This is a genomic window from Pseudomonas sp. TWI929 (genome assembly GCF_039673335.1).
Taxonomy (GTDB): domain Bacteria; phylum Pseudomonadota; class Gammaproteobacteria; order Pseudomonadales; family Pseudomonadaceae; genus Aquipseudomonas.
In genome coordinates this window covers 1-15,661 of the sequence record NZ_JBDJLK010000022.1, presented here as the reverse complement: position 1 = coordinate 15,661, position 15,661 = coordinate 1, and the positions used below count along the sequence as shown (strand labels likewise).

Below are 15,661 nucleotides of genomic sequence, written 5' to 3'. Positions count from 1 at the left end.
AGAAAAATTCATGAGCGATAAGGAATAAGATATTTTCTTCTTCTCGCATTGTGCAAAAATACCTCCTCAGTTTATTTGGAGAAAACGCAGATGGCCGGGGAAAAATCTATTAACGCGCTTCTCAAGGGAATGAGCCCAGCACTAAACGAGGGCGACTATGTGTTTTGCACGACACAATCCCTCCAAGCACTGACTGATGAGGAAATTGTAGGCAGCTTCCGTGAACAGGAAGGGCTGACAGTGATTCTTAAGCGTGAGCGGGCGGACGCATTGGGACTGAAATACGACTATATTGCGTCCTGGATCACTCTGACCATTCACTCCTCTCTAGAGGCTGTAGGGCTGACAGCCGCATTTGCAACCGCGCTAGGCAACGCTGGCATCAGTTGCAACGTCGTGGCCGCGTTCTACCACGACCATATTTTCGTTGGGAAGCAAGATGCATCCAAAGCTATGGAAGTTCTTGAAGCGCTAGCTAAGGGCTGAACTCAGTTGTGCGGCCCAGCGATTGAGATAGCAGCTGTTGAACTCAGTTCGCTGACCTGCAGGTGATGGCATGACAAGCAATGTGCAAATTATGCACATTGCTTGTATGTGGAGCTGAGGACTAAGACTTCTGGGGAAGCGGTAAGTCGAAGCGCTTTATAATGTGATGCTGTGATAAAGCGTATAGAGGGCCGTTAAGGAAATCGTGGCGGCGGAGATAAGGTTTAGCGTTCCTTTTTTTGATGAAAGGCGATCAGCCAATCGAGCGCCTAGTACGCCTCCACACGCACCTCCAGCTATGAACACAAAGGCAAGCGGCCAATCCACCATTCCTGAGATGGAATAGTTGATAGCCGTGGTAAGCCCAAATCCCGTTACTGCGACCAGTGATGTACCTACTGCCAGGAGCGTTGGCATCCGGGTCGCGGCTATTAATCCTGGTACAACCAGGAACCCGCCACCTATACCAAAAAAGCCCGAGAGAATCCCAGACGCACCGCCAATAAGGGAGAGCTTCGGGGCACTTTGGCGGCAACTGATAGCGGCAGGTGCATGGTGAGCCCTATGCTTGACCATCAAGGCCGCGACCACGAGCATGAGCACGGCGAACATGGAGAGCAGTCGCTGGCCATCGACTAACTTTCCAACCGATGAGCCCACGTACGCTCCGATCACTCCCGCGAGCGCAAAGATCATCGCACAAGGCCACTTCACGTTCCCTCGCCGAGCGTGGTTCATCAAATTCATACCGGCATTCGTAGCGACAGCCAAAGCACTGGTGCCGATTGCAATGTGAGGCTGATCGACGCCCACCAGGTAAATCATGAGCGGTACGGCGAGGATCGATCCCCCGCCGCCGATCAACCCGAGCGATACACCAACAGCAGAACCGGCGATGACCCCGAGAGCATATTGAGTAAGGCTTAGAGTGAGCATTTCCCTAGCCACTCACGATTTGTTTGAGGGAGTCAGGCGCGCAAAACCACTCACGGCCTTTGAGCATTCCATTCCAGTAGATGCTTGGAAGCGCATCGGCTTTCAAATGCCAAGCCAAACGCGAAGGGCGCCGTCCATCAAGCAACCAGCGTGGGAAGGTAGGAGCCAGCTTGCCCCCATAGGAGAACTCAGCCAGGACAATCTTCCCGCGCTCGACGGTCAAAGGGCACGACCCATATCCGTCGTAGCTAGCCTCCGGTGGACGGCCCGCCAAGCATGCAACGACGTTCTGAGCTATCACTGGTGCTTGTTTTCGTGCCGCTGCCGCAGTTTTGGCGTTGCTCGTGTTCACCGCATCGCCAAGGCCGAAGATGTTGGGATAGCGAGGATGTCGGAGTGTGTCCGGGTCGACCTCCATCCAGCCGCTTTCAGCCGCGAGTGGGCTGGCCTTGAGGAAACCAGGTGCCGTCTGCGGAGGGCAGACATGGATCATGTCGAACTCAACGGTTTCAGTCCCTTTACTCCCGTCAGCTTTAAGATGGGAGAAGGTAGCGGTGCGAGCTTGGCCGTCGATGGCGGTGAGTGTGGACCCCAGTTTCAAGTCCACCTTGTACCGCTCGATGTATTCCATGAGGGCAGGGACATAGTCAGGAACACCGAACAAAACGTTGCCGGCGGTATGGAACTGAATATCGTTTTGCACGCCACTGCGAAGCCAATGGTCAGCAGACAAGTACATAGCCTTCTGCGGCGCACCTGCGCACTTGATCGGCATCGGAGGCTGGGTGAACAGCGCTCGGCCGTTCCGTAATTGCTGGACTAGCTTCCAAGTGTATGGAGCAAGGTCGAAACGGTAGTTAGAGGTCACCCCATTTGTTCCCAGAGCCTCCTCAAGCCCAGGGATGGCGGCCCAATCCAGCTTCAGACCTGGTGCAACGATCAATGCTCGATACCTAACGCTGCTCCCATTGCTGAGATAGACACGGTTATCTTGCGGCTCGAACGAGCATGCAGCACTACGTATCCAACTCACGTTTTCGGGGATGAGAGATGCCATCGACCGGCAGGTGGTCTCAGGGGTGAAGATGCCCCCCCCGACCATTGTCCAGCCAGGTTGGTAAAAGTGATGCTCGGCAGGGTCGATGACGCAGACCTGGAGGTTGCTTTGACGCTTGAGCAGGCTGGCGCAAGCCGCCAAACCGCCAGCGCCGGCACCAATGATCACTACATCGAAGTTCTTTTCGATGATCCCAGCGCGGTGCTGGATTGAGAGTAAACGAGCTTTCAGAGCGGTTAGGTCGTGACCTGCCTGGCCAGCTTGGGCAAGGATTGAATTTGCACAGCAGGTGGATGCCTGATGAAGCGCCCAGAGCGTGGTGGACCTCATGCCAGAGCGGCAGAATGCAAGTACAGCGCCTTGCGAATTCTTCATGACATTTGAAAATGCTGCTACATCACTATCGCTGATGCTATTGCTCTCCACGGGCTGGTAAATAAATGCGATGCCTGCATGCTCGGAAGCAGCTGAAATTTCCTCCGCAAGAGGCTGACCTGCTTCCTCCCTGTTCGGTCGATTGCAGATGATCACTTTTATTCCCAGTGAAACGATTTCCGGGATATCGTCAGGAGTGATCTGAGCGGACACGAAAACGCCGTCTGCCAAACTAGTAGGATGCATGCAAGGGACCTCAAAAATTATAATAGTTAGAGCGCTTTACTTTCGGATAATGATGTTTACTTACTGCCTAGGTAATTGAGTGGGATTTTAAGGTAGCGGACGCCGTTAGCTTCCGGTGGTGGAAGAGCACCCCCACACATGTTTACTTGTACGGATGGAAGCATTAATTTGGGGGTGCTTAAAGTAGAGTCTCGGCTGGTGCGCATATTCACAAAGCTATCCATATCAACGCCGTCATGAATATGCACATTTGCTGTCTTCTGATCATGGATAGTGCATTCCCACGCAAACTGATCCCGTCCGGGGGCCTTGTAGTCGTGGCACAGGAAAACTCTCGTTTGCTCTGGCAGGGAAAGCAGACGTCTAACTGAACGGAACAGGGTCCTGCTGTCTCCCCCAGGAAAGTCGCATCGGGCCGTCCCGTAGTCGGGCATGAAGAGGGTGTCACCAACGAATACTGCGTTCCCAATCACATAGGCCATGCAGGCAGGTGTGTGACCTGGGACGTGAAGCGCAACCCCTTCAAGGCCACCGATCTCGAATCTCTCACCGTCCGACAGTAGGTGGTCGAACTGGCTTCCATCGCTCGTGAACCAAGGGCCAGCGTTGAACAGGACTCCAAACGTCTTTTGGACTTGGCTGATTTTCTCACCAATGGCGATTTTCCCGCCCAGGTGGTCCTGAAGTAGGGGGGCCGCAGATAGGTGGTCAGCATGAACATGCGTTTCTAGTAACCACTCTACCGATAGCCCTTCAGAACCCACGAAGGAGATAATTTTCTGAGCTGAAGACTCTCTGGTCGAACCACTTGCTGGATCGTAGTCGAGGACGCTGTCGATGACGGCGCACACTCTGCTATTGGGCTCAACGACGACGTGTGACGCGGTAAAGGTCTCGTCATCGAAAAAAGTGTTGACTGCCGGACGAAGCGATGGGTTTTTGATAGCCCGGTCGATGATCTGCTTTGCGATCTCAACTGATCCATCAAGTCCAGAATTGTCTTCAAGCATTTGAATATACCCGCAGGACTCAAGGGTTGGCGTGTTGGCTCCTACAGGAGCGACGCCGTGATGAGTGTGAAAAAGCGGCAGAGGCGGAGGCACTCTGCAATCCCTCCGCCAGCTGCTCTTTAGCTGAAGCTGCCAATCACTGCGTAGCCGATGAGGGCGATCAATCCCGCAGTTGCGCTGTATGGGATTTGTGTCTTGACGTGATCCATCAGGTCATTTCCGGTCGCCATCGCGCAGACAATGGCGGTGTCGCTTATGGGAGAAAGTGCATCTCCCAGTACCGAGCCAGAAATTGCGGCCCCGATCACTAGATAGGGGTCCACACCCGCAGCGACTGCCAATTGAATCCCGATGGGGATCATGATGGAGAACGTGCCCCAAGAAGTTCCGGTAGACAGGGAGATCAGGGCTGCAATGGCGAAAACGAAAGCAGCGGTCAGTCCTGGTGAGAGGAAAGTGTTGAGGTGTTGAGAAAGGTAGGCACCGACATTGAGCTGACCTGAGATGTTCCCAATGAAGAAGGCCAAGGTGAGAACCACGGCTATCGGGAGCATCGACTGATACCCGACAAGGAGTTCCTTCGTGTACTCCTCAATGCTGAAGAGGCGCTTCACAAAGACGTAGTGGACGAAGCCTGCAACCTGTCCGATCAATACCGCCCAGAAGACGGATGTTGCACCAGACCCCTTCATGAAATTGCCATCTCCGGTGACGTAGAGGGCAACCGGAACGCTACAGAGCATGGCGAGGAACGGGATAAGGAAGTTGGAGACGCTTTCACCAGCTTGCCGTTGAGGTGCGTCTTGAGGCGACAGGAGCGGCGTGGCTCCCGGTCTGATCTCGATACCTTGCGCGGCTCGCTGTTGGGCTGCGCGCATGCGTGGGAAGGCGAAATTGGTGAAGATAGACAAGAAAACCAAGAGCAGGGAGGCCCAGGCGAAAAGGTTGAAAACCATCGACTTGGCGAGAATCTCAAACGGTTCACCCTTGATGAAGCCGTTCGCGATTTGAACCGAAATAACTCCCATCATAACGGCGCCCCAGCCGTTGATCATCACAGATGACCAAACCGAAATGCCTGCGGTTTTGATGATGTAGGCCATTTGCTCACGAGCAATCCGATGCCTCTTAGCCAGCGGGCTAGTAACAGATCCTGACGTCAACAGCGCAATGTTGCTCTCGATGAAAATCACGCATGAGACCAGTACAGCCAAAAGCTGAGTACTTACAGGGCCGCGAGCGACCTTCACCCTGTGAGCCAGGAAATCGACCATGCTATTCATTCCGCCAGTGATCCGAGCGAGATGGACAACGCCGCCGATCATGATGCCGAAAATAATAGACTTTGCAGCGCCGTCAGAATGAAAAACGTCGATCACGCCTTGCGCAGAATTAGTAAGGCCACTACTAACGTCGAAATTCGCGAGAATGAGTGAGCCAGAAATCACTCCCACCAAAAGCGACAGGATCACCTGCCGCGTAAAAATGGCTAAGCAAATCGTAATGACTGATGGAAATAAGGTCCAAGCACCAAGTTCGAGTAGCATTAATCATTTCCTGCATAGATTGTTATTGTTGCTAAAGCAGTATTTTCGGTATGACATTTTTAAACGTGCAGCAGATGGCACAAAACCCACAGGAATAGCTATGCAGTGAATTAGGCGTACCGACGAAGCAAATTCTCTTCGCATGTAAGCTCACCGAATTTGCTGGCCACCCAATCGGGGTTCCAGTATGTATCCGCGTACCTGATACCATCATCACAAATCAATGTCACAATAGAGCCGGTTTCTCCCCGCTCTTTCATTTGAGATGCAACTTCGAGCACGCCACACAGGTTTGTACCCGTCGAAGCACCTACCCGACGCCCCGTTAATTGTTCAAACCAATACATAGCGGCCAGGGTTGCTTGGTCCTTAACCTTGATCATGCTGTCAATGACTTCAGGCAAAAATGAAGCCTCGACTTGCGGGCGCCCAATGCCTTCAATTCTGGAGCCATTGCGCTCTTTCAACGTTCTATCTTTTTTGATAAAACTGTCGTAGAAAACTGAGTTCTCAGGGTCAGTGACTACAAGCTTTGTGTCCATGCCTTTGTAATGAATATAGCGACCAAGCGTCGCAGCAGAACCTCCAGTTCCCGCGCTCATTACTACCGCTCGCGGAATAGGATGTAATTCTGACTGCATCTGCCTGAAGATGCTTGCAGCGATACTCTCCTCGCTGCGCCAGTCAGAGGCCTGCTCAGCGAAGGTGAACTGATCCATATAATGGCCAGCATACTCCGCCGCTAGGTCTCGGGCAGCTCCATAAACAAGGCTGGCGTCCTCCACAAAGTGACATTGCCCGCCAAAAGATTCGATCATCTGGACTTTAGACTTCGAGGTGCTCTTGGGCATAACTGCTGTGAACGGCAGTCCAAGAAGCTTTGCAAAGTAAGCCTCAGAGATGGCAGTGTTCCCAGAAGACGCCTCGACGACATGGGTGTCTCGTACGATTTTGCCACTGCTAATTGCATGCATGTACAGGGAACGAGCAACGCGATGCTTAAGACTGCCTGTTGGCTGTGTGCTTTCGTCTTTTAGATAGACGTCAATGCCTTCTAAGCCAGGGATGCTGACTTTGAGCAGGTGGGTGTCAGCAGTGCGGCGCTGGTCGCTGGCGATCTGCTTGAATGCTAGTCCGGCCCAGTTACTCATCACTCGATACCTTTACAGCAACGGCCTCGACCTCAACGAGCGCGCCTTTGGGCAGCGAAGCAACACCGATAGCAGCACGAGCGGGGAATGGAACGTTGAAAAGTTCTTTCATGACATCATTAACCAGTGCAAAGTTACCCAGGTCTACGAGATAAATATTCATCTTCACAATGTCAGATGTTTGCATATCAGCGGCGCTCAGCACAGCAATCAAGTTTTCGAATGCCTGACGGGTCTGGGCTTCAATACCCTCAACCAACTCCATGGTTTTAGGGTCAAGTGCAATTTGCCCGGACATATAGAGGGTGCCATTAACAAGCACAGCCTGAGAGTATGGGCCGATTGCAGCTGGGGCATCGACAGTGCTGATGATTTGCTTCGACATTTTTTTGCTCCAGGATGATGACTATGGAGCTATGCTAGCCTACAAGCTTGAAAAAAAATTTGCTCATTCTCTACCTTGATGGTACGAAATGAGAAAAATTTTCTACCTGAGGTTGCTGCGATGGACACCTTTGATCGACAGATTCTTATGCATCTTCAACGTGACGTTTCAATGTCCCTCAAGGATCTAGCGGACAACGTAAACCTTTCCACCACGCCATGTTGGAAGCGGGTAAAAAGACTTGAAGAGCAGGGTTTCATCAAGGCAAAAGTAGCCCTTCTTGATCAGGCAAAAGTTGGCCTAGGGCTAACAGTCTTTGTCCATATCAAGACTCGCCATCACGACAAGGAATGGCTGGAGCACTTTGCTGATACAGTAAAAAATTATGCCGAGGTCATGGAGTTGTATCGTATGGCTGGAGATTGGGATTACTTGCTGCGTGTCGTCGTCAAAGACATAACGGCATACGACCATTTTTACAAGCGAGTTATTTCAGACTGCAAAGGATTGAGTGATATTTCATCAAGCTTTGCAATGGAACAAATCAAGCTCAGTACTGTATTGCCGCTATAGGATTAGCGGATCTTCGGGCGAGCAACCAAGTGTTACTCGCCCAAAGATCAAATGGTCATCATCATCTCGTGCCAGGACATGCCGCCATGATCGGATGGAGATGGCTGGCAGTAGACGTAGCCCATTCGGGCGTAAAGGGCAACATGGTGCTGCTTGCACATGAGGTGAATGGTTTTTTTGCCAAGCAATTTCATTACTTCGATAAAATTCGCCATCATCGGGGACGCGTAGCCATTTCCTTGGAAATTTGGCGCAATCACTACAGACATGATTACCGCGTTAGCCGCGTGGGGATCATGACCAATCAGCTCCTTGAATTCTTCATCTGACATCTGTACCACGTGTGCACAACCGCTGTTGATGAAGCCAGCAATAGACCCATCGATTTCCATAACGATGAATCCCTGAGGGTATTGACTGATGCGGGTCTTGATCTTCTCAAGAGTCGCCGCTTCATCCCCTTCGTAGGCCGAGATCTCGATTTCGTAGCAACGGTCGGCGTCTGAAGGTACTGCATTTCGATAGGTGATCTGAGTCATTGCATAGCCATACTGAGATTGCTGATGACTCAATCATAGGAAAAAACCAACGTGAGCGTACTGCATTCTGTGCACACCTAGCTGCACAGCCTGCACTCCGACGACCTGTTCAGATGATGCTGCTTGGTAGCAATGCAGATGTCGGATGAGGCGCGGGGCTCGGAGATTTCTCTACCGATTTACCGCAAATAATTTCGGCAATCTATCTACAATATTCGGCCTGACCAACACGCGATCTTCAGTCCCTGTTGCAGGACAGACAGATGAGGTGTTTCTCAATGAGTTTCTTGAGGTGATGTCCCAATGGCCGACCAAGCGGTAAGCGCTATCCGTTTCACCCTGTTCAAGCACAGCCGTGATTCTTTCCTGGCTGCACCGGATGATGCTTCCATTCCGCACTCCAGCGTGGTGCAGTTCTCTGGGCGGCCACAAGCATCAGGTTTTACAGAAATGGTCTCGGCTTTGAGCGATGCGTTGCCCTGGAACGGCATAGCTAAAGCGATCATCTCCTGGGTGGAGGCTCGGAAAAGTCGGCGTGTGATGATCCATGCGAAAGACGGGTTGGTGAGCATCGAAGCTGAAGGGTACGGTGCGAAGGACGTCGAACGCCTGCTAAGAGCGTGCCGTGACGTTACGATCATCGATTTGTTGACTGACTTCCTCAGGGCGTGAAGCGGACGTTCAGCCCAGAAGTCCTTGCAAGCTATATATGGAGATTCGTATATTCGACTTTCCATATGTGTTGGTGCCGCCATGCTCACCCCGCCTGATGTCTTCAAAAGCCTATCCGACGAGACCCGTGCTCGCGCCACCCTGCTGATCGCCAGCCTCGGTGAGCTATGTGTCTGTGAACTGATGTGCGCGCTGAACGACAGCCAACCCAAGATAAGCCGCCACCTGGCGCAATTGCGCAGCTGTGGCATGCTACTGGATCGCCGCCAGGGGCAATGGGTGTATTACCGCCTAAACCCGGAGCTTCCCGCCTGGGTACACGAGATCTTGCAGGCGACACTGCAAGCCAACGCGCAATGGTTGGCAGAGAACACCCTTCGCCTGCAGAACATGGACGGCCGCCCCGTTCGTGATGCTGCCTGCTGCTGATCATCACCGAGCGAGATCATCATGCTGGTCGCCATTGCCGTCTTTGTTTTCACCCTCATTCTCGTCATCTGGCAGCCCAAAGGGCTTGGAGTCGGCTGGAGCGCCGCACTCGGTGCCCTCATCGCCCTGGCGGCGGGTGCCGTTTCGCTGCACGACATACCAACCGTGTGGGCCATTGTCTGGAATGCCACCGCCACCTTCGTCGCCGTCATCATCATCAGCCTGCTGCTGGATGAGGCCGGTTTCTTCGAATGGGCCGCGCTGCATGTCGCGCGCTGGGCAAACGGCAGCGGTTACCGCCTGTTCGCCTTCTGCGTGCTGCTCGGTGCCGCCGTCTCGGCACTGTTCGCCAACGATGGTGCGGCGCTGATCCTTACGCCCATCGTCATGTCGATGCTGCTCGCGCTGCGATTTTCGCCCGCGGCGACGCTGGCCTTTGTCATGGCCGCCGGCTTCATCGCCGATACGGCGAGCCTGCCGCTGGTGGTCTCCAACCTGGTGAACATCGTCTCGGCCGACTACTTCAAGCTGGGCTTCGCCGAATACGCCTCGGTGATGGTGCCGGTGAATCTCGCCAGTGTGGCCGCGACCCTGCTGGTGCTGTTCCTGTTCTTCCGCCGCGATATCCCGAGGCAGTACACGGTCGCGGCCCTGAAGACGCCAAGCGAGGCGATTCATGACCGCGCCACCTTCAACGTCGGTGGCTGGGTGCTGCTGTTGCTGCTGATCGGCCTGTTCGCCCTGGAACCACTGGGTATCCCGATCAGTGCAGTAGCCGCAGCCTGTGCGACGATCCTGTTTGCCGTCGCCGCCCGTGGCCACCGCATCTCGACCCGTCGTGTGCTGCGCGAAGCTCCCTGGCAGGTGGTGATCTTCTCTCTCGGCATGTACCTGGTGGTCTATGGGCTGAAGAACGCCGGCCTCACCGACATGCTCACCCACCTGCTCGACCGCCTTGCGCAGCAAGGGCTGTGGAGTGCCGCCATCGGCACCGGGTTGATCGCTGCATTGCTGTCTTCGGTCATGAACAACATGCCCAGCGTGCTGATCGGCGCCTTATCGATCCAGGCCAGCGAAGCGCAAGGGCTGGTGCGCGAGGCGATGATCTACGCCAACGTCATCGGCTGCGACCTCGGCCCGAAAATCACCCCCATCGGCAGCCTTGCCACGCTGCTCTGGCTGCATGTGCTGGAGCGCAAAGGCATGCGTATCACCTGGGGTTACTACTTCAAGGTTGGCATCCTGCTGACGCTGCCGGTTCTGTTGATCACCCTTTCGGCCCTGGCATTGCGCCTGAGCCTCTGACATCCGCCACGAAGCGGAGGAGCCCCCCATGCGAGTCCTGTTCATGTGCACGGCCAACAGCTGCCGCAGCATCCTTTCCGAGGCCATGTTCAATCACCTGGCGCCTTACGGATTTGAAGCCGTCAGCTCCGGCAGTTTCCCGAGAGGCCAAGTGTTGCCCCGCAGTCTGACCACCTTGCAGCATGCCGGCATCTCGACTGATGGCCTGAGCAGCAAGGGCAACGATGCGTTCGAAGGCAACCCACCGGACATCGTCATCACCGTGTGCGACAAGGCTGCCGGCGAAGCCTGCCCGGTGTATTTCGGCCCTGCGCTGAAGGCGCATTGGGGGCTGGAGGATCCATCCGACATCATCGGTGACGAGGCGTCAGTCGACGCTGCATTCCGCGCCACGCTGGCCCGCATCGAGTCTCGCTGCCAGGCCTTCTTCGTACTGCCTTTCGATAACCTCGACCGTGAGCAGCTCAAGCATGAGCTGGATCGCATCGGCACGCTTTGAGCTGGAGGAAACATGTCTGAGCAATTGCCTAATCTCGACCTCGCGCTGTTCGATATGCCGCCAGCGGCAACCCGTTCCAGCGAGCACAAACCGCGCATCCTGCTGCTGTATGGATCGACCCGCGAACGCTCTTTCAGTCGCTTGCTGGCGGAAGAAGCCGCACGCCTTCTGGAACACTTCGGTGCCGAGACGCGGGTCTTCAATCCGTCGGGCCTGCCGCTGCCTGACGATGTACCTGTCGAGCATCCCAAAGTGCAGGAACTGCGTGATCTGGTGCAGTGGTCGGAAGGCCAGGTCTGGTGCTCGCCAGAACGCCATGGTGCGATGTCTGCGGTGTTCAAGGCGCAGATCGACTGGATCCCCTTGGCACTGGGTGCGGTTCGCCCCACCCAAGGCAAGACCCTGGCAGTCATGCAGGTGTGTGGCGGCTCGCAATCGTTCAACGTGGTCAACCAGTTGCGTGTACTTGGCCGCTGGATGCGGATGTTCACCATCCCGAACCAGTCTTCGGTGCCCAAAGCCTACCTGGAGTTTGACGACGCCGGGCGGATGAAGCCTTCGCCGTACTACGATCGTGTGGTGGATGTCATGGAGGAACTGGTGAAGTTCACCGTACTGCTGCGCGACCGTCAGGAATTCCTGGTGGATCGTTATTCGGAGCGCAAGGAAAACGCCGAGCAGCTATCTGCCCGCGTGAACCAGCGCTCGATCTGAGGCCATGACCGTAATGTCCGCTGGATGTCGATAGCTGCCTTTCACAAGTGGCAGTTCCCGCCCGCAAATAGCCAATAACCGGTAACACCCAATAACTTCAATGCCATTCTGAGCAGGTTATCAAGATTGCTTTTGTGTCCCATTGATTGAACCCGCCGTCAAAAACATAAGTCTCTAGGTATGTAACCGGTACCTCGCAACCCTGAGAGGGTTTCGAACCTCGCGAGCTGAGTACGGATATGTGGGACAAAAACGATCGAAAGTTAAAGGTTAGGGCCACGATAATCTGTCTTCGGAGCGGAAAAGTCCTGTTGGTTCGGAAGAAAGGCAGCAAGTGGAATTTTCCAGGCGGCGCCATTGAGCTAGGCGAAACGCCTATGGCTGCGGCAGCCAGGGAGTTGCGGGAAGAGACATCCATTGAAGTCCCAGGTCTGCTTTCCCTCTGTACCATTAGGGTCGGCTATACCATTCATCACATCTTCACCACCCATGTCCTTGACGGCGAGAAGCCCATTGCGTGTAACGAGATTGTGGCCTGCAAATGGGTGCCTCGCGAAAAACTGAGCCCATCCATGCTCAAATCTACGGCAGCAGCATTGATGCTCACCCAGTTGCCAGCACTGATTGCCTAGTAAGACGCAGGCCGAACTTGCCTTGAGAATGGCCAGGTGACGGGGGCTGACGACCTGCTGTGGCCGTCAGTTCAATGCCGGCATTGGCCTATCCGACTCCGCTCAATTGTCGTCGCTAGCCGATCCTGGCTCTGGTATGCCTTGGCATTGGATTTGCTGCCTTGAGGTACGGTGGGTTTATTGCATCTGGGGCGGCTGAAGTTCTGCCAACTCGCTGCGCCGCTATCCCCAAAAGTGGGTAAAACCGGCGCCGCCCCACCCACCCTGTTGAAATTCCGTAAACAGTCATCTGCGTTACCGCACAACCAAGGTGAAGCGAAATACCAGGAGGTGTGATGCAATTACTCTCGGGGTGCAGGCGCATCAAGGCCTTCAGGGCGCAGCTATCCAAGCGCTCTGAACCGTTCAACTTGATGCAGCGCTTTTCGCTCACCAGCTTCATCATTATCGGTGCGGTGGCGATGGGGCTTGCCTGGTATTCGACGCGCTTTCTGGTCAACGAAAGCCTTGAGCGCGATGCATTACTTTCGGCTCAATTCATTCAATCGATGGCGGTCGGCGAAATACGCCACCATGACCTGATGGGTATGAAAATGGGTGATGTGCTGTCCGCTGCGCATTACGGCATGCTTGCACCTGAAACCTCAAAGAACCGTGGGCGCGCACGATCAGAGTTCCTGGATCACTTGGCCAATCTGCCTGACCTTTTGCTGGCCACGATCATTTCGCCGGAGCGTGAAGTAATCTGGTCAACCAACCCTCAACTAATCGGACGCACGCTGGAAAATGATGGACCACTCGAAACAGCCTTCAGTTCAGGTGGTCGCGTCAGTGCCAGATACGATGAGGTAGAGCCCGGGAGACCTGAGCAGCAATTCACTCGCCCGCCCAAAATGTTCTTCGTCGAGAACTACGTCCCCCTGTTGGATGATCAGGGAAAGGTGCTGGCGATGGTGGAAATCTACAAAGAGCCGGTCGATCTGATCGAGCGGCTGGAGCGCGGGCGCAGATTGATTTGGGCAGCTACAGCACTCGGTGGCTTGGTCATCTATTTTGGTCTGTTCTGGATCGTCTACCGGGCGGCCAAGCTGCTGACTGAGCAGCAGGATCAGTTGGTGGCGAACAAGACATATGGCGGCTTGGTGGAAATGTCTACCGCAGTGGCGCATAGCCTGCGCAATCCCTTGGCTAATATCCGTAGCAGCGCCGAACTGGCGCAGGTAATGCCAAGCCAACCGGCGGTACGGAACATCACTGATATCATCACTCAGGTTGACCGGATGTCCGGATGGATCAGCGATCTGCTGCAAATTCTGCGGCCTCTGCGGGGTGAGGCAGAAACCGTCAATCTTGTGAGCGTAACGCGTGAGGCGGTGAGCAGGTTTGAGCCACAGCTTCAGCAGTTCCAGATTCAGACAGTGTTGAACGTCTTCGGCACGATAGATGTGATCAGTCACAGGCTGTTGCTAGGTCAAGTGCTCAACAGTGTCCTGGCCAATGCGATCGAGGCGATGCCTGAAGGCGGAGAATTGCGGGTGTCGTTGGAGCGCACCAGCCTTGTAGAGGTCGTGTTGTTCATTGACGACACTGGGCCCGGCCTATCACGGCAACAGGAGATGTCAGCGTTCAAATCCTTCTACACAACCAAGCAGGGAGGGATGGGTATAGGCTTGGTCATGGTCAGGCAGGTGATGGAGCATCTGGGCGGCGAGGCATCCCTGCTCAACCTCGAACCACAAGGCACCCGAGTGAGCTTGCGTTTTCGTTGCTAGACGCGTTCAGTAGCTTTGGCAGTTGGAAGCGCATGTTCACCAATCTGTCCGTGTGAGCCAGCGCTCAATCTGAGGCCATTTCCGGAATCTCTGCTCTGGGTCGATAACGGTCATTCGCGACTGGCTGTTATCGACCCTGACATTCAGAAACCATGCTTTTGAGGCAGCAACGAGTCAGCATTGACGGCGTAAGGTTTCACTCGGCAATTCGCCGAAAGCACGGTGATACTGATAGGCAAAACGGGAAAAATGTCTGAATCCCCAGCGAGAGGCAACATCGGCAATGTTGCAGCCTGATGCTCCTTGCAATAGGTCACGTAACGCTCCATTCAGTCGAATGTTCATGAACCATCGCCCTGGTGGCATTCCAGTTGTCCGGTTGAAAATAAGCTCCAGCGCTCGTCGACCATAGCCACTGCGCGCAGCAATCGCGTCAAGCTGCACATTCATCAACTCCTCGGTCAAAGCCAAACGCTCGCATGCCAAAATCAAATGCAAATGTCGCTGGGCACTAACCATTCGCGTACGGTCTACCTCCATCGAATGTCCAAGCGCCTCTGCATAGCCATCAACCAGGCTGTGGAAAATTTCGGTGGCGAGCGCGTCTGAAAAACCGGTTGTTTTCAATTCGCGTCCCAATGCGAATGCATCATCTGCCAATTGAACCAACCGATTCCTGCCCCCCCTAGGAAGCCTGACAGAATTGGCGTGCTGTCTGGGTAGCTCAAGCGGACGTCCCCATCGCGCCATCGCTGACGCTTGCAGCAGATGCTCTGGAAGTATGAAAGTGATCCATCGAGAGCCTCCAGATGCCTGGTACAGCAACTCGGCAGCGGGAGGATAAAGCTGAATTACGTCGTCCTCTACCGACGTGGCGTTGTAGCGCGTCACCTCCGCCCCCTCGGCAACCAGTCCGATGCAGAGCGCTTCCTTTGGCATGACCCCGCAAGCAACAACTGGAAAGTCATAGCTCCCAGTCTCAAGCACCGCCCCGCCTAGAACCAGGCGTTGGTGAGCCATATTCGAATGCCGAGCCGAGAGCAATCGATGCTCGAAATATCCGCCATAAACGACATCGAAAGCCAAGGAGGGATCTCTTCCGGAGTAACTGTATTGCTGAAACACACCAGGTGACTGCATTCGCAAATTTCCTAGCTATTTCGTTTTTCGGCTATAGCACTTTAGGTCGCATGGTCTAGATTGCAAACAGCTCTCACCCATGTTGAACTGGTCAAGTAATTTTGGACACCGGTTAAGGTTCATGCCGCTATCTTGAGCTTTTCCTCCATGGCTACCGGTGTTTCATAGCCGTTGTAGCTGTGGAGGCGCTTGA

General features: G+C 54.3%; 17 protein-coding genes. 9 read left to right on the top strand and 8 right to left on the bottom strand.

The annotated features are described in order from the left end of the window. The first annotated feature begins 90 nt into the window (after window positions 1-90). On the top strand, window positions 91-486 hold the full coding sequence (locus ABE456_RS11915; protein ID WP_346644095.1) for an ACT domain-containing protein: 396 nt from the start codon (window positions 91-93) through the stop codon (window positions 484-486). Window positions 487-642: 156 nt separating this feature from the next. Here ABE456_RS11915 and ABE456_RS11910 read toward each other — a convergent pair whose 3' ends face one another. The 6 genes from ABE456_RS11910 to ABE456_RS11885 form a co-directional block, all read right to left on the bottom strand. Beyond that, window positions 643-1,422, bottom strand: a complete 780-nt coding sequence (locus ABE456_RS11910; protein ID WP_346644094.1) for a sulfite exporter TauE/SafE family protein — start codon at window positions 1,420-1,422, stop codon at window positions 643-645. Window positions 1,423-1,426: 4 nt separating this feature from the next. Beyond that, a complete protein-coding gene (locus ABE456_RS11905) occupies window positions 1,427-3,100 on the bottom strand; it encodes a TIGR01244 family sulfur transferase (protein ID WP_346644093.1) in 1,674 nt (557 codons plus the stop codon). Window positions 3,101-3,156: 56 nt separating this feature from the next. Beyond that, window positions 3,157-4,110 carry an MBL fold metallo-hydrolase gene (locus tag ABE456_RS11900; RefSeq protein ID WP_346644092.1) on the bottom strand — a complete coding sequence of 318 codons (954 nt, stop codon included), beginning with the start codon at window positions 4,108-4,110 and terminating at the stop codon, window positions 3,157-3,159. A gap of 119 nt (window positions 4,111-4,229) precedes the next feature. Next, a complete protein-coding gene (locus tag ABE456_RS11895; protein ID WP_346644091.1) occupies window positions 4,230-5,657 on the bottom strand; it encodes a Na+/H+ antiporter NhaC family protein in 1,428 nt (475 codons plus the stop codon). A gap of 110 nt (window positions 5,658-5,767) precedes the next feature. Beyond that, the gene (locus ABE456_RS11890; protein WP_346644090.1) at window positions 5,768-6,808 is read right to left on the bottom strand and encodes a PLP-dependent cysteine synthase family protein; all 1,041 of its coding nucleotides are present in this window, start codon (window positions 6,806-6,808) and stop codon (window positions 5,768-5,770) included. After that, the gene (locus ABE456_RS11885) at window positions 6,801-7,193 is read right to left on the bottom strand and encodes a Rid family detoxifying hydrolase (protein ID WP_346644089.1); all 393 of its coding nucleotides are present in this window, start codon (window positions 7,191-7,193) and stop codon (window positions 6,801-6,803) included. The genes ABE456_RS11890 and ABE456_RS11885 overlap by 8 nt, the downstream gene beginning before the upstream one ends. 120 nt (window positions 7,194-7,313) lie before the next feature. Between ABE456_RS11885 and ABE456_RS11880 the strand changes: the two genes are divergently transcribed. After that, on the top strand, window positions 7,314-7,766 hold the full coding sequence (locus tag ABE456_RS11880) for an Lrp/AsnC family transcriptional regulator (protein ID WP_346644088.1): 453 nt from the start codon (window positions 7,314-7,316) through the stop codon (window positions 7,764-7,766). A 47-nt stretch (window positions 7,767-7,813) separates the two neighbouring features. On the opposite strand, the gene ABE456_RS11875 is transcribed toward ABE456_RS11880, so the two are convergent. Then, window positions 7,814-8,305, bottom strand: coding sequence for a GNAT family N-acetyltransferase (locus ABE456_RS11875; RefSeq protein WP_346644087.1), 492 nt, complete (start codon window positions 8,303-8,305; stop codon window positions 7,814-7,816). Between the two features lie 303 nt (window positions 8,306-8,608). Between ABE456_RS11875 and ABE456_RS11870 the strand changes: the two genes are divergently transcribed. From ABE456_RS11870 to ABE456_RS11840, 7 genes are all read left to right on the top strand, one after another. Next, entirely contained in the window at window positions 8,609-8,977 is a 369-nt protein-coding gene (locus ABE456_RS11870; RefSeq protein ID WP_346644086.1) for a hypothetical protein, read from the top strand. An 81-nt stretch (window positions 8,978-9,058) separates the two neighbouring features. Next, window positions 9,059-9,406, top strand: coding sequence for a metalloregulator ArsR/SmtB family transcription factor (locus tag ABE456_RS11865; protein ID WP_346644085.1), 348 nt, complete (start codon window positions 9,059-9,061; stop codon window positions 9,404-9,406). A 21-nt stretch (window positions 9,407-9,427) separates the two neighbouring features. Then, window positions 9,428-10,711 carry an arsenic transporter gene (locus tag ABE456_RS11860; protein WP_346644084.1) on the top strand — a complete coding sequence of 428 codons (1,284 nt, stop codon included), beginning with the start codon at window positions 9,428-9,430 and terminating at the stop codon, window positions 10,709-10,711. Window positions 10,712-10,739: 28 nt separating this feature from the next. Continuing rightward, complete coding sequence (locus ABE456_RS11855; protein WP_346644083.1) at window positions 10,740-11,210, top strand: arsenate reductase ArsC; 471 nt, start codon at window positions 10,740-10,742, stop codon at window positions 11,208-11,210. A 12-nt stretch (window positions 11,211-11,222) separates the two neighbouring features. Beyond that, a complete protein-coding gene (gene arsH / locus ABE456_RS11850; protein WP_346644082.1) occupies window positions 11,223-11,924 on the top strand; it encodes an arsenical resistance protein ArsH in 702 nt (233 codons plus the stop codon). Between the two features lie 239 nt (window positions 11,925-12,163). Beyond that, a complete protein-coding gene (locus ABE456_RS11845) occupies window positions 12,164-12,556 on the top strand; it encodes an NUDIX hydrolase (protein ID WP_346644081.1) in 393 nt (130 codons plus the stop codon). A 335-nt stretch (window positions 12,557-12,891) separates the two neighbouring features. Continuing rightward, a complete protein-coding gene (locus tag ABE456_RS11840) occupies window positions 12,892-14,328 on the top strand; it encodes a HAMP domain-containing sensor histidine kinase (RefSeq protein ID WP_346644080.1) in 1,437 nt (478 codons plus the stop codon). Between the two features lie 174 nt (window positions 14,329-14,502). Here the strand turns inward: ABE456_RS11840 and ABE456_RS11835 are convergent, their stop codons facing one another. Next, window positions 14,503-15,414, bottom strand: a complete 912-nt coding sequence (locus ABE456_RS11835) for a helix-turn-helix domain-containing protein (protein WP_346644079.1) — start codon at window positions 15,412-15,414, stop codon at window positions 14,503-14,505. Window positions 15,415-15,661: the final 247 nt, after the last annotated feature.